Below are 13,702 nucleotides of genomic sequence, written 5' to 3'. Positions count from 1 at the left end.
GCGCTGGCTCAGCGCTTCGTTTTAGGCGCCAGCATGGTGCCGCGGCACTTGCGGTGTCCGCAGTGGCAGGCGAAGCGCTTCTTGAGCGCGCTGGTGTAGCGCTCGTCGATGATCAGGCCGTAGTCGAAGAACAGCTCTTCGCCGGGCTCCAGGGCGCGCAGCGCCTTGATGAACACCCGTCCCTCATCCTCCTCGGCCTCGCAATTGGGCACGCAGGCATGGTTGATCCAGCGCGAGGCGTTGCCGCCGTGCCCACCGTCGATGACACGCTCGTCATCGATGTGGAAATAGAAGGTGTGGTCCGGATTGGCCGGGTCATGCGGGTGGCGGCGCAGCGCCTCCTCCCACGTGATGAGCTCGCCCTTGTACTCGAGGATCGTCTCGCCTTTGGCGATGGGCTGCAGCGCGAACACGCCCTTGCCGTGCACACCGGAGCGGCGCACCTGGATGCGGCGGCCGCGGGCGGGTTGGGACTCGGCTTGCACGGTGGGCTTCATTCGGTACATTGATTTCATGGGCGCACGCATGCGTATGCGCGCGCGAGAGAGCACGGATTGTAGGCACGCAGGCCGCCGGGGCGGCCTGCGGCTTTTTCAAGAGGCACCATGAGCAAGTCCCTGATCATTGCGGAGAAGCCGAGCGTCGCGCAGGACATCGTGCGCGCGCTCACCCCTGTGGTCGGCAAGTTCGAGAAACACGCCGATCACTTCGAAAACGACCGCTACGTCGTCACCTCGGCGGTCGGGCACCTGGTGGAGATCAAGGCCCCGGAGGCCTACGAGGTCAAGCGCGGCAAGTGGAGCTTCAACCACCTGCCCGTGATCCCGCCGCACTTCGAGCTGGCTCCCATCGACAAGGCCAAGAGCCGGCTCAACGCGGTGGTGAAGCTGGTCAAGCGCAAGGACGTCACCGAGCTCATCAACGCCTGCGACGCCGGGCGCGAGGGCGAGCTGATCTTCCGCCTCATCGTCCAGTACGCCGCGGGCGACAAGAAGCCCATCGACAAGCCCATCCGGCGCCTGTGGCTGCAGAGCATGACGCCGCAGGCCATCCGCGATGGCTTCGACAAGCTGCGCAGCGACGAGCAGATGCGCGGCCTCTCGGACGCCGCGCGCAGCCGCAGCGAGGCCGACTGGCTGGTGGGCATCAACGGCACGCGCGCCATGACGGCCTTCAACTCGCGCGACGGCGGCTTCTTCCTCACCACCGTGGGCCGCGTGCAGACGCCCACGCTGTCCATCGTGGTCGAGCGCGAGGAGAAGATCCGCAAGCACGTCGCGCGTCCCTACTGGGAAGTGAAGGCCACCTTCGATGCCCAGGCCGGGCAGTACGAGGGCAAGTGGTTCGACCCGAAGTGGAAGAAGGACCCCAACGATGCCGAGGCCCGCGCCGACCGGCTGTGGGATGAGGCCACGGCCCGGGCCATTGCCGAAGCGGTGCGCGGTCAACCGGCCAGCGTCACCGAGGAGGCCAAGCCCAGCTCGCAGAGCAGCCCGGGCCTGTACGACCTCACCACGCTGCAGCGCGAGGTCAACTCGCGCTTCGGCTTCTCGGCCAAGACCACGCTGTCCATCGCGCAGGCGCTGTACGAGAAGCACAAGGTGCTGACCTACCCGCGGACGGACTCGCGCTTCCTGCCCGAGGACTACGTCAACGTCGCGCGCGACACCTTCAACATGATCGCCAACGAGGACCTGCCCGGCCCGCTGCGCGAGCTCTCGCAGCATGCGCGCAAGGGCTTGGCCGAGGGCTACGTGAAGCCGACCAAGCGCGTGTTCGACAACGCGAAAGTGTCCGACCACTTCGCCATCATCCCGACGATGCAGGCTCCCAAGAGCCTCACCGAGGTCGAGGCCAAGCTGTACGACCTGGTGGTCAAGCGCTTCATCGCCGTGTTCTATCCGGCGGCCGAGTTCATGGTCACGACGCGCATCAGCACCGTGAAGGCCGAGGGCAAGGAGCACCAGTTCCAGACCAACGGCAAGGTGCTGGTCAAGCCGGGCTGGCTGGCGGTGTACGGGCGCGAGGAGCAGCAAGGCGACGCCTCGCTGGTGCCGGTGGACAAGGGCGAGCTGGTGCGCACCGAGGCCGTGGACGTGCTCTCGCTCAAGACCAAGCCGCCGGCGCGCTACACCGAAGCCACGCTGCTGTCGGCCATGGAAGGCGCGGGCAAGCTGGTGGACGACGACGAGCTGCGCTCGGCCATGGCCGAGAAGGGCCTGGGCACGCCGGCCACGCGCGCGGCCATCATCGAAGGCCTCATCACCGAGAAGTACCTGCTGCGCGAGGGCCGCGAGCTCATCCCCACCGCCAAGGCCTTCCAGCTCATGACGCTGCTGCGCGGCCTGGCCGTGGAGGACCTGACCAAGCCCGAGCTCACCGGCAACTGGGAGTACCAGCTCTCGCAGATGGAGCACGGGCGGCTCAAGCGCGAGGAGTTCATGGCCGCCATCGCGGCGATGGCCGAGCGCATCGTGCGCAAGGCCAAGGAGTACGACCGCGACACCATTCCCGGCGACTACGTGACGCTGTCCGTGCCCTGCCCGAATTGCGGTGGCGTGATCAAGGAGAACTACCGCCGCTTCAGCTGCGTGGGCCGCAACGGCGGCACGCAGGGTGGCGAGGGCGCGGGCTGCGGCTTCAGCATCAGCAAGATCCCGGCGGGACGCAGCTTCGAGCTCAACGAGGTGGAGCAGTTGTTGCGCGATCACCGTATCGGGCCGCTGGAAGGCTTTCGCTCCAAGGCCGGCTGGCCCTTCACCGCCGAGCTGCGGCTGGTGCGCGACGAGGAACAGAACAACTGGAAGATGGAGTTCGACTTCGGCGAGGACGCGAAGAAGGAAGCCGAGGGCGGCGAGGAGGTGGACTTCAGCGACCAGGAGAGCCTGGGCAGCTGCCCCAAGTGCAAGGGCCACGTGTACGAGCACGGCACCAACTACGTGTGCGAGCACGCCGTGGGCGCGCACGTGACCTGCGACTTCAAGACCGGCAAGGTGATCCTGCAGCAGCCTGTCGCGCGCGAGCAGATGAGCAAGCTGCTGGCCACGGGGAAAACGGACCTGCTGGAGAACTTCGTCTCCAACAAGACGCGGCGCAAGTTCAAGGCCTTCCTGACCTACGACAAGAAGGAAGGCAAGGTCGGCTTCGAGTTCGAGCCCCGCGCGGCCAAGACGCCGGCGGCGAAGAAGACGGCGGCGAAGAAGGTGGCGGCCGGTTGAGCCGGCGGCGCGGCTGAAAACACGGTGGCCGGCGGGTGTGGAGCCCGCCGGCCACTTTTTTTGTGAGGGGGCCGGGCCCCCGTCGGCCTTACTGCTTGCCCGCCGCCACGAAATGCGGGTTGTCGAAGCCCGGCTTGCCGTAGGTGAGCGGGGCGCCGTTGTCCACGCGGCGCACCGTGCCGCCGGCGGCGGCCAGCACGGCGTGGCCGGCGGCGATGTCCCATTCCATGGTGCGGCCCAGGCGCGGGTACAGGTCCGCCTCGCCCGCGGCCACCAGGCACAGCTTCAGCGACGACCCCGCGCTGCGGAACTCCGCTACCTTGCGCCCGTTGAGGAAGGCCTCCATCGCCTGCGCGTCGCCATGCGAGCGACTGCCCACCACCGTCAGCCCGGCCTCGGGCACCGCGCGCACTTGGATCGCCCGGCGCTTGCCATCCTGCTCGACGTAGGCGCCCAGGCCCTGCGCACCGGCGAAGAGCCGGTCCAGCGCCGGCGTGTACACCACGCCCAGCACCGGCTGCCCGTGGCGCACCAGCGCCACGTTGACCGTGAACTCGCCGTTGCGGCTGATGAACTCCTTGGTGCCGTCCAGCGGATCAACCAGCCAGAACTGCTCGCCCACCGACGCCGGCACGCCGCCGGCGGCGACCGCCTCTTCCGCCACCACCGGGATGTCCGGGTACAGCGTGGCCAGTCCCTTGAGCAGCAGCGCCTCGGCCTTCTCGTCGGCTTCGGTCACGGGCGAGGCGTCGTCCTTGCCGCGCACGGCGAAGTCGGTGGCGTAGACCTCCATGATCAGCGCGCCGGCCTCGCGCGCGAGCCGGGCGATGGCGTCCAGGCTGGCGGCGGACACGGCTTCCAGGGACTGCGTGGGATTCATGCTCATGCGGGAGGACTCCAGAAGAGAAGTGAAATCAGGGGAAGCGCGAGTCTGCTTCCCTTTAGGGGTGTCCTTCCGCCAGGCACGGCCCGCACAGCCCACCCGGACAAGGGTAAATACCGTGCCGCCATACTCGCGCCCCCATGCCCGACACCGTCCTCGACAAGCTGCCCGCGCTCTTCGCCACCGTCCTGCTCGGCTGGGCCGCGGCGCGCTGGGGTTGGCTCACGGACGGAGCACGCGGCGGCTCGCGTGGCGGCGCCGTTGCGGCGGCGGCCGACCCGACCCGCGTGCTGTCCGCGGCGGCGCAGTACCTGTTCATCCCGGCGCTGCTGTTCCGCGCCATGGCGCGGCTGGATTTCAGCCACATGCCGTGGCGCACGCTCGCCGCCTTCTATGGCCCGCTGCTGGTGATGATGCTGGCGGTCTATGGCTTCAAGCGCTGGCGGCTGCAGAGCGGCGGGGGCATGGCCGTGTCCAGCGCCACGGCGGTGGTGCCCGCCACGCGCGCCGTCACCGCCGGCTTCGGCAACTCGGTGCAGGTGGGCGTGCCGCTGATCGCGGCGCTGTACGGCGATGCGGGCCTGGCGATCCACGTGGCCATCGTCAGCCTGCACGCGCTCACGCTGCTGACGCTGTGCACCGTGCTGGCCGAGGCCGACCTGGCGCGCGCCCGCCTGCGCCGTGCCGGCGGCGGCCACGGCGCGCTGGGCGCCACCGTGCGCGCGACGCTGCGCGCCACGCTGATCCATCCCGTGGTGCTGCCGGTGCTGGCCGGCCTGGCCTGGAACCTCCTGGACGTGCCGCTGCCCACGCCGCTGGACGAGTGGCTGCAACTGCTGGGCAGCGCCGTGGCGCCGCTGTGCCTGCTGCTGATCGGGCTGTCGCTGGGCCGCCAGAGCCTGCACGGCACGCTGCGCGGCGTGTTCTCCATCGCGGTGCTGAAGCTCTTCGTGCTGCCGGTGCTGGTGTGGCTCACAGGCCACTTCGTGTTCCGGCTGGAGCCGCTGCCGCTGGCGGTGGTGGTGATGGCCGCCGCGCTGCCGCCGGGCAGCAACGCACTGATCTTCGCCCAGCGCTACCGCACCCTGGAAACCGAGACCGCCGCCGCCACGCTGCTGTGCACCCTGGCCTTCGCGCTCACCGCGCCGCTGTGGGCGATGGTGATGGCGAGAGGTTGAGCCCGGCGGGCAGGGGCAGGGCGTCGCCAATCCCCACCGGGGTGGAACCAGCAATCCCTTGCGCGACAATCCCGTGCATGACTGCGCCCACCGATCTTGACGTCACCATGACCCGCCTCGGCCGCGCCGCGCGCGCCGCCGCCACCGCGATGGCCGCCGCGCCGACGGCCGCCAAGGACCGCGCGCTGCGCCTGCTGGCCGCGCTGCTGCGCGATCAGGTCGAGCCGCTGCAGGTGGACAACGCCAAGGACATCGAAGCGGCCCAGGCCGCCGGGCTGGCGGCGCCGATGGTGGACCGCCTGCGCCTCACCCCGAAGGTGCTGGAAACCGTGGCCGAAGGCTGCGAGCAGATCGCCGCCATGCCCGACCCCATCGGCGAGATCACGGATGTGAAACGCCGCCCCACCGGCATCAGCGTGGGCCGCATGCGCGTGCCGCTGGGCGTGTTCGGCATGATCTACGAGAGCCGGCCCAACGTGACCATCGAGGCCGCGTCGCTGGCGATCAAGAGCGGCAACGCCTGCATCCTGCGTGGCGGCTCCGAGGCCATCCACTCCAACATCGCGCTGTGGAGGCTGGTGCAGAAGGCCCTCACCGAGGCCGGCCTGCCCGCCGAGGCCGTGCAGCTGGTGGAGACCACCGACCGCGCCGCGGTGGGCAAGCTGATCGCGATGCCCGAGTACGTGGACGTGATCATCCCGCGCGGCGGCAAGGGGCTGATCGAGCGCATCGCCAACGAGGCGCGCGTACCTGTCATCAAGCACTTGGACGGCAACTGCCACACCTACGTCGATGCGCAGGTGGACATCGAGCAGGCGCTGGTGGTCACCGACAACGCCAAGACCCAGAAGTACAGCCCCTGCAACGCCACCGAATCGCTGCTGGTGCATGCGGCCCAGGCAGGCGCCTTCCTGCCGCGCATCGGCGCCGTCTTCGCCGCCAAGGGCGTGGAGATGCGCTGCTGCCCGGCGTCGAAGGCCATCCTCTCCGACGTGCCCGGCGCTCAGGTCGTGGACGCCACCGAGGAGGACTGGTCCACCGAGTACCTGGCGCCCGTGATCAGCGTGAAGGTGGTGCAGACCCTGGACGAGGCCATTGCGCACATCAACCGCTACGGCTCGCACCACACCGACGCCATCCTCACCACGAACCACCCCAATGCCATGCGCTTCCTGCGCGAGGTGGATTCCTCCAGCGTGATGGTCAACGCCAGCACCCGCTTCGCCGACGGTTTCGAGTACGGCCTGGGCGCGGAAATCGGCATCAGCACCGACAAGTTCCATGCGCGCGGCCCCGTGGGCCTGGAAGGGCTGACCTCGATGAAGTGGGTCGTCCTGGGCCAGGGCGAGATTCGCGGCTGAGACCCATGGCGAAGGATCCGCGCAAGGCGCTGGTGCTGTTCTCCGGCGGCCAGGACTCGACCGCCTGCCTGGCCTGGGCGCTGGAGCGCTACAGCGCGGTCGAGACGCTGGGCTTCGACTACGGCCAGCGGCACCGCATCGAGCTGGAATGCCGCACGCGGGTGCGCGACGAGGTCCGCGCCGCCTTCCCGGCCTGGGGTGCGCGGCTGGGCGAGGACCACCTGCTGGACTTGCAGCTGCTGGGCCAGATCTCCGACACCGCGCTCACCAGCGAGCGGGCGATCGAGATGCAGGCCAACGGGCTGCCCAACACCTTCGTGCCTGGGCGCAATCTGCTGTTCCTGAACTTCGCCGCCGCGCTGGCCTACCGGCGTGGCGCCAGCGTGCTGGTGGGCGGCATGTGCGAGACGGACTACTCCGGCTACCCCGACTGCCGCGACAACACGCTCAAGGCGCTGCAGGTGGCGCTCTCCCTGGGGCTGGACGCGCCCATGACGGTGGAAACGCCGCTGATGTTCCTGACCAAGGCCCAGACCTGGGCCTTGACGCAGCGCCTGGGCGGCGATGCGCTCAACGCGCTGATCGTCGAGCACACCCACACCTGCTACCTGGGCGAGCGCGGCCCGCTGCACGCCTGGGGCCATGGCTGCGGCCAGTGCCCGGCCTGCGTGCTGCGGCGCCAGGGCTTCGAGGCCTGGCGCGCGGGCGGCGCCGGGGAGCTGCCGGCGTGAGCTGGGAGCTGACCTGGGACTACGTGGCGGCGGTGTCGTCGCACGCGTGGCTGGTGCTGGTGGTTGCGGTGCTGGTGCTGTGGATGCTGGGTGCGCACAACCGGCTGATGCGGCTGCGCGCGGCGATCGTGGTGGCCTGGAACCAGATGGACGAGCAGGTGAAGCGCCGCCGCGAGGTGCTGCCGCCGCTGGTGCAGGCGCTGCGCGAGCCGCTGGCCGACGAGGCGGCGACGCTGGACTCCGCGCTGGAGGCGCAGGTGCAGTTGCAACGGGTGGTGGAGATCCTGCGCCCGCTGGCGGCGAAGTCGCTGGCCGAGCTGCTGCGTGCCGACAGCCGCCTGGCCTCGGCCCTGGCGCGGCTGCGCGCGCTGCTGGACCAGCACCCCGACCTGCGCTTCAGCGAGGACATCGCCGGCTGGCTGCAGGCACTGCAGGACATCGACACGCGCCAGGGCGTGGCGCGCCACGTCTTCAACGACGCGGTGGTGGCCTACAACCGGGCGCTGCTGCAGTACCCGACGCGGCTGCTCAAGCCGCTGTTCGGGCTGCGTACCGCGACGACGCTGTGAGCGGCGCACGGCGGCGTTTCTTTCCCGGGCCTTTGGCGGCCCTGCTGTCTTCTTCATCGCGACTGATCGTCGCCGGGGTGTTTGCCATGGGAGGCGCCGCTCCAGTCCTGGCGCAGACGGGGCCGTCCGATGGCGAGGCCCTGCTGCGCCAACGCGCCCTGGCCGCCAGCTGTGCCGCCTGCCACGGCACCGAGGGCCGCGCGCCGGCCGGCTCGGCGATGCCGTCCCTGGCCGGCCGCCCGGCGCCATGGATCGTCGAGCAGATGAGCGCCTTCCAGAGCGGCGCGCGCGAGGCCACCGTGATGCACCAGATCGCCCGCGGCTACAGCCCCGCGCAGATCGAACAGCTCGCCGCCTACTTCGCGGCGCTCAAGCCGTGAGCGGCGTGCCGTTGTTGCCCGAGCGCCGCCGCTGGCTGCAGGCGGCGGGCGCGGCCGGGCTGCTCGGCCTGGCCGGCTGCGCCTCCACGCCGAACACGGCGATGCCCGCCCTGCGCCGCGCCCAGGTGCTGGTGGTGGGCGGTGGCTGGGGCGGCGCCACCGCGGCACGCCATCTGAAACTGCTTTCCGACGGCCAAGCGCAGGTGACGCTGGTGGAGCCGGATGCGGCGCTGGTGAGCTGTCCGCAGAGCAACCTGGTGCTGGCCGGGCACCGCACGCTGGCCGACCTGACGCTGGGCTACGAGGGCCTGGAGCGCCTGGGCGTGCGGCGCGTGCGCGACCGCGTGGCGGCGCTGGACCTGGCGCGCCGCGAAGCCGTGCTGGCCTCGGGAGGACGGCTGCGCTGGGACCGGCTGATCCTGTCGCCCGGCGTGGAGCTGATGCGCGAGCGCGTGGATGGCCTGTCCGCCGCGCACGCTGCCGGCCGCGTGCTGCAGGCTTGGAAGGCGGGCCCCGAGACGCTGGCGCTGCGCGCCCAACTGGAGGCCCTGCCCGATGGCGGCGTGTTCGTGCTGACCATCCCGCTCGCCCCTTTCCGCTGCCCGCCGGGCCCCTACGAGCGCGCCTGTCTGGTGGCGGATTACTTCAAGCGCGTGAAGCCGCGCTCCAAGGTGCTGGTCTTCGACGCCAACCCCGAGCCGGTGAGCAAGGCGGCCCTGTTCAAGCGCGTGTGGGCTACGCAGTACGCCGGCATCGTGGAGTACCGGCCCTCGTTCAACGCGGTGGCGGTGTCGGCGGACGGGCGCGAGGTGGAATTCGAGCTGGGCGAGCGCGAGCGCGGCGACGTGCTCAACGTGCTGCCCGACATGCGCGCGGGCGACATCGCGGCGCGCAGCGGTTTAGCGAGGGCCAACGGCCGCTGGTGCGAGGTGGATTTCCTGGACTTCTCCGCCGAGGACGCACCCGGGGCCGGCGTGCACGTCCTGGGTGACGCGGTGCTGGCCGCGCCGCTGATGCCCAAGAGCGCGCACATGGCCAACGCGCACGCGAAGGTGGCTGCCGCGGCGGTGGTCGCCTCGCTCTCGGGCTGGGAGCCGAACCCGGCCCCGGTGCTGACCAACACCTGCTACAGCTGGGTGGACGGCGCGCACGCGATCCACGTGGCGAGCGTGCACGGCTACTCGGCGGCGCAGCGGACTTACCTGGTGCTGCCGGGCGCGAGCGGGGTGTCGACGGGCGTCAGCGAGCGGGAAGCCAGCTACGCGATGGGGTGGCTCAAGGGAATGAGGCAGGACGCCGGGGAGGGCTGACGCAGCCGGGCCGTTGTGTGAACCGCCACGCTGCGCAAGCCGCAGCTCAGAGCTTGGGATCGACACACCACAGTGGACCTGGAGCGATCTCGGTGACCCGTAGATCGGCAGGCAAACGCGACGCGGCAGGGGGCTGCGGAAGAGTGGCGGCCGGCGTCCAGGGAATGCCGGCGTCGGACGCCGGACTGTCGCCAGTGGCGTCCTGGCGGCGTGTCGAACGCCTGGACGGCGGCAGCGGCTCAGGGGATTCGAACGACGAGGCTGACCAGGACGAAGGCGCCTGTGGTGGCGCAGCTGTCCTGTCAGCCCGGGGCGGGATGGGGATGGGCGGTTGCACCTCGGCCGGAGGCTTGTACGAACCTGCCTTGGCGAACTGCGGGGATGCGGCCAGCGTCAGGATGGCCGGCGCCACATAGATGCCACGCCTGACGAAGGCGCGGCGGGTTGGGTCGGACATCGACATCTTCCACCCTCCGAAACCTGTTACGACGGGTGAAAGTCAAACACTTTCGGAGATGTCTTGCAGCACTCCGCGCCAGCTTGCTCAAGGGGCAAGCCCTCTGTCTGGGGGCATCGCGAGGGAAAGAACCCGGGGCCTGACTGCTCCAGCGCCAAGACCGGTTCAGCTCACGGCCCCACTACCGCCGCCGTACAAGCCAGTTCCTCAAACAAGGCGAGTACGACCTTCCCCGACATCGAATAAGGATCCAGCGCCGCGGTTTCCGAATATTTGAGCAGCAGCGAGGGGTTCAGCCGCGCCAGGTTCACCTGGCCCATGGACCAGCCGGTGAAGCGCCGCTCGGTGGTTTCCTCGTAGGCCAGGATCTGCACGTCATGGTGGCGCGGGTCGGCCACGATGCGGTTGTAGAGCCGGTTCACCGCCGCGCGGCCGCCTTCGAGCACCTGCACGAACAGGCCGTTGCCCGTGCAGCACAGCACGCCCGTGATGCCCGTCGCCGGGTTGCGTGCCTTGGACTCGCGCACGATGGCTTGCACCTCCTCCGCGCTCATGTTTTCCCGCGCGCGGCTCACGTACATCAGGCGTACCAGCATGGGCTCTCTCCGGTCTCAGAAAGCGGTTCGAAGCAAGGCTAGGGCAGGGCTCAAAAACCGTTCTTGCGGCTCAGCAGGGACAGGAATTCGCGCCGCAGGCTCGCGTCCTTCAGGAAGGCGCCGCGCATCACCGAGTTGGTCATCACGGACTCGTCGTCCTTCACGCCGCGCCAGTGCATGCAGAAATGGTCCGCCTCCATCACCAGCGCCAGGCCATCGGGCTTCACCCGCTCCTGCAGCTCGTTGGCCAGCATGGTCACGGCCTCTTCCTGGATCTGCGGGCGGCTCATGATCCATTCGCACAGCCGCGCGTATTTGGACAGGCCGATCAGATTGGAATGCTCGTTGGGCAGGATGCCCACCCACACCCGGCCCAGGATCGGGCACAGGTGGTGCGAGCAGGCGCTGCGCACCTTGATCGGGCCGACGATCATCAATTCGTTCAGCCGCTCGGCATTCGGAAATTCCGTCACCTTGGGCACCGGCACGTAGCGGCCGCGAAACACCTCGTCCACGAACATCTTGGCCACGCGCTGCGCGGTGTCGTTGGTGTTGTGGTCGCTGTCGGTGTCGATCACCAGCGCGCGCAGCACCTGCTTCAAGTGCGATTCGACTTCGGCCTTGATCTCGTCGATTTCACCTTCGCGGATGAAGGCGGAAATGTTGTCGTTGGCATGGAAGCGGCGGCCGGCACGCTCCAGGCGCTGGCGGATGCGCTCGGAGGCGCTGGCCACCAGCGCTTCCTCGACGGGCAGTTTGGTATTCATCGGTTCGGGAGTCGTTGCGGGCTCGCAATCGGGGGATTGTCGTCCGTCAAGCATGAGGCTGCTGGCGCGGGCCCACCGGCGCCGCAGGCACCTACCCATCCGTTCGGGCTCAAGGCGAACGGGTTGCCCGGCTTGCCCTTCCTTGCTCTTCTCCCCGCCGCCGGGCGCGCGCGCACGGGTCTATAGACTGCGCCCCCCATGTCGTCCTCTCCCTCCTCCCTACCGCTGGCGCGGCTGCTGGGCCACGCGGCCGAGGCGCTGGCCGCGGTGCGCGCCGGCCGCTCCCTCACCGACGTGCTCACCACCGTGCCGGCCGAGGCCCGCGCCGGCACCCAGGCGCTGAGCTTCGAAACCCTGCGCCGCCTGGGCGCGGCCAACGCGACCCGCGCGCGCCTGGCGCCCAAGACGCCACCGGCCGAGGTCGATGCGCTGCTCACCACCGCCCTGGCCCTGCTGTGGCCGCCCGAGGTCTACGCGCCGCACGTGCTGGTGGACCAGGCCGTCAAGGCGGTGCGCAAGCGCAGCCCGCAGGCCGCCGGCTTCGTCAACGCCGTACTGCGCCGCTTCCTGCGCGAGCGCGAGCAACTCGTGCCGGCGCTGCAGCAGCGCGACCCGGTGGCGGCGCACAACCATCCCGCCTGGTGGATCGCCCAGGTGAAGCAGGACTGGCCCGATCAGTGGGGGGCGCTGCTGCAGGCCGCCAACGAGCGCCCGCCCATGACGCTGCGTGTCAACGCCCGCCGCGGCGACGCCGCCGGCTACGTGCGGCGCCTGGCGGAGCAGGGTCTGTCCGCCCGTGCCATCGGCGCCCACGCGGTGGTGCTGGAGCAGCCGGTGGCGGTGACGCAACTCCCCGGCTTCGCCGACGGGGACGTGTCGGTGCAGGACCTCTCGGCCCAGCGCGCCGCGCCGCTGCTGCTGGGCCTGGACGTGCCCGGCTGCGCGCCGCTGCCCGCGGGCGCGCGCGTGCTCGACGCCTGCGCCGCTCCCGGCGGCAAGACGGCGCACCTGCTGGAGCTGGCCGACCTGGACCTGCTGGCGCTGGATGCCGACCCGCAGCGCCTGGCGCGCGTGGGCGAGACGTTGCAGCGCATCGGCGCCCGCGCCGAGCTCAAGGCGGCCGACGGGCGCCGCGTCGCCGACTGGCACGACGGCCGGCCCTTCGACGCCATCCTGCTCGACGCGCCCTGCAGCGGCTCCGGCGTGGTGCGCCGGCATCCGGACATCCGCTGGCTGCGCCGCCCGGCCGACATCCAGCAGTTGGCCCGCACGCAGGCCGAGTTGCTGGACGCGCTGTGGCCGCTGCTCAAGCCCGGCGGGCGGCTGGTGTATGCCACCTGCTCCCTCTTCAAGGCCGAGGGCCAGCGGCAGGTCGATGCGTTTTTGCAACGCCAGGGCGTGAGTGCTGCACGCCTGGACGCGGCGTCCCCCGGGCACCTGCTGCCCCTGGCTGACAATGCCCCGTCCGACGTCCCGCCCGGGGACGGTTTCTTTTACGCGCTGCTGCACAAGCCTTGATCCAGACCCCGATCCGTGTCGCCGCCGCTCTTCCGTCACTCAGCTGGTTCCGCGCGGCGCTCGGACGCTGGGCGCTGCTGTTCGCGCTCCTGCCGGCGCTGTTCCTGGCGCCCGCTCGCGCGGGCGCGCTGGAGCAGCAGGAGCTGGCCGTGCGGCGGCAGGATGGCGGATTGGTGCTGGATTTCGCGCTGCGCGTGGTGTTGCCGCGCGCGGTGGAAGACGCGCTGTCGCGCGGCGTGCCGCTGTACTTCGAGACCGAGGCCACCGTGTACCGGCCGCGCTGGTACTGGCGCGACGAGCGCGTGGCGCGCCAGTCGCGGCAGTGGCGGCTGTCGTACCAGCCGCTGACGGAGAACTACCGCGTGAGCCTGGGCGCGCTGCACACGAGCTACGCCACGCTGGCCGAGGCGCTGGCGTCGATGACGCGCATCGCGCGCTGGCGCATCGCCGAAGCCACACAGCTCGACCCCGACGAGCAGCGCTACTACGTCGAGTGGAGCTGGCGGCTGGACACCTCGCAGCTGCCGCGCCCGATGCAGCTGGGCATCGGCAACCAGGCCGACTGGGTGCTGGGCATCGAGCGCACGCTGCGGCCGGAGTGAGGCGGCTGCGGGAGGCGGGCCTTGAGGATTGCTCGATCGGCACGGGCCCACGGCTTCCCGGTGGCTGAGGCGCACCGCACCCTGACTCGTCATCCCCGCGCAGGCGCAGTGCTGTCCGGGGAAAGGCGAAGC

At 70.3% G+C, this 13,702-nt stretch carries 13 protein-coding genes; 9 read left to right on the top strand and 4 right to left on the bottom strand.

Annotation, left to right across the window (positions count from 1 at the left end):
* Nucleotides 1–8: 8 nt before the first annotated feature.
* Nucleotides 9–497 carry an SET domain-containing protein-lysine N-methyltransferase gene (locus Q0741_RS17885; RefSeq protein ID WP_298234546.1) on the bottom strand — a complete coding sequence of 163 codons (489 nt, stop codon included), beginning with the start codon at nt 495–497 and terminating at the stop codon, nt 9–11.
* Nucleotides 498–605: 108 nt separating this feature from the next.
* On the opposite strand from Q0741_RS17885, the gene Q0741_RS17880 reads away from it, so the two are divergent.
* Nucleotides 606–3,218 (top strand): DNA topoisomerase III, encoded by a 2,613-nt coding sequence (locus tag Q0741_RS17880; protein ID WP_298234545.1) that lies wholly within the window; start codon nt 606–608, stop codon nt 3,216–3,218.
* Between the two features lie 88 nt (nt 3,219–3,306).
* On the opposite strand, the gene cysQ is transcribed toward Q0741_RS17880, so the two are convergent.
* Nucleotides 3,307–4,104: a 3'(2'),5'-bisphosphate nucleotidase CysQ gene (cysQ, locus tag Q0741_RS17875; protein ID WP_298234544.1), complete on the bottom strand. Its 798-nt coding sequence runs from the start codon at nt 4,102–4,104 to the stop codon at nt 3,307–3,309.
* Between the two features lie 137 nt (nt 4,105–4,241).
* On the opposite strand from cysQ, the gene Q0741_RS17870 reads away from it, so the two are divergent.
* From Q0741_RS17870 to Q0741_RS17845, 6 genes are all read left to right on the top strand, one after another.
* Nucleotides 4,242–5,279, top strand: coding sequence for an AEC family transporter (locus tag Q0741_RS17870; protein ID WP_298234543.1), 1,038 nt, complete (start codon nt 4,242–4,244; stop codon nt 5,277–5,279).
* Nucleotides 5,280–5,356: 77 nt separating this feature from the next.
* A complete protein-coding gene (locus Q0741_RS17865; protein ID WP_298234542.1) occupies nt 5,357–6,640 on the top strand; it encodes a glutamate-5-semialdehyde dehydrogenase in 1,284 nt (427 codons plus the stop codon).
* Nucleotides 6,641–6,645: 5 nt separating this feature from the next.
* On the top strand, nt 6,646–7,371 hold the full coding sequence (queC, locus tag Q0741_RS17860; RefSeq protein ID WP_298234541.1) for a 7-cyano-7-deazaguanine synthase QueC: 726 nt from the start codon (nt 6,646–6,648) through the stop codon (nt 7,369–7,371).
* Nucleotides 7,368–7,940: a LemA family protein gene (locus Q0741_RS17855; RefSeq protein ID WP_298234540.1), complete on the top strand. Its 573-nt coding sequence runs from the start codon at nt 7,368–7,370 to the stop codon at nt 7,938–7,940. Before queC ends, Q0741_RS17855 begins: the two co-directional genes overlap by 4 nt.
* Nucleotides 7,941–8,026: 86 nt before the next feature.
* Nucleotides 8,027–8,320 (top strand): c-type cytochrome, encoded by a 294-nt coding sequence (locus tag Q0741_RS17850; RefSeq protein ID WP_298234539.1) that lies wholly within the window; start codon nt 8,027–8,029, stop codon nt 8,318–8,320.
* Nucleotides 8,317–9,630 (top strand): NAD(P)/FAD-dependent oxidoreductase, encoded by a 1,314-nt coding sequence (locus Q0741_RS17845; RefSeq protein WP_298234538.1) that lies wholly within the window; start codon nt 8,317–8,319, stop codon nt 9,628–9,630. The genes Q0741_RS17850 and Q0741_RS17845 overlap by 4 nt, the downstream gene beginning before the upstream one ends.
* A gap of 627 nt (nt 9,631–10,257) precedes the next feature.
* Here the strand turns inward: Q0741_RS17845 and Q0741_RS17840 are convergent.
* Together Q0741_RS17840 and folE are read right to left on the bottom strand one after the other, a co-directional pair.
* A complete protein-coding gene (locus Q0741_RS17840; RefSeq protein ID WP_298234537.1) occupies nt 10,258–10,683 on the bottom strand; it encodes a BLUF domain-containing protein in 426 nt (141 codons plus the stop codon).
* A gap of 50 nt (nt 10,684–10,733) precedes the next feature.
* Nucleotides 10,734–11,450, bottom strand: a complete 717-nt coding sequence (gene folE, locus Q0741_RS17835) for a GTP cyclohydrolase I (RefSeq protein WP_298234536.1) — start codon at nt 11,448–11,450, stop codon at nt 10,734–10,736.
* Nucleotides 11,451–11,648: 198 nt separating this feature from the next.
* On the opposite strand from folE, the gene rsmB reads away from it, so the two are divergent.
* Together rsmB and Q0741_RS17825 are read left to right on the top strand one after the other, a co-directional pair.
* Entirely contained in the window at nt 11,649–12,968 is a 1,320-nt protein-coding gene (gene rsmB / locus Q0741_RS17830) for a 16S rRNA (cytosine(967)-C(5))-methyltransferase RsmB (RefSeq protein ID WP_298234535.1), read from the top strand.
* Entirely contained in the window at nt 12,965–13,570 is a 606-nt protein-coding gene (locus Q0741_RS17825; RefSeq protein WP_298234534.1) for a DUF4390 domain-containing protein, read from the top strand. The genes rsmB and Q0741_RS17825 overlap by 4 nt, the downstream gene beginning before the upstream one ends.
* Nucleotides 13,571–13,702: the final 132 nt, after the last annotated feature.

The organism is uncultured Azohydromonas sp. (assembly GCF_937926365.1).
In the GTDB taxonomy this organism is placed as follows: Bacteria; Pseudomonadota; Gammaproteobacteria; order Burkholderiales; family Burkholderiaceae_C; genus Azohydromonas.
Note: the sequence above shows the minus strand (reverse complement) of the source record. Positions and strands in the feature narration are given on the sequence as shown.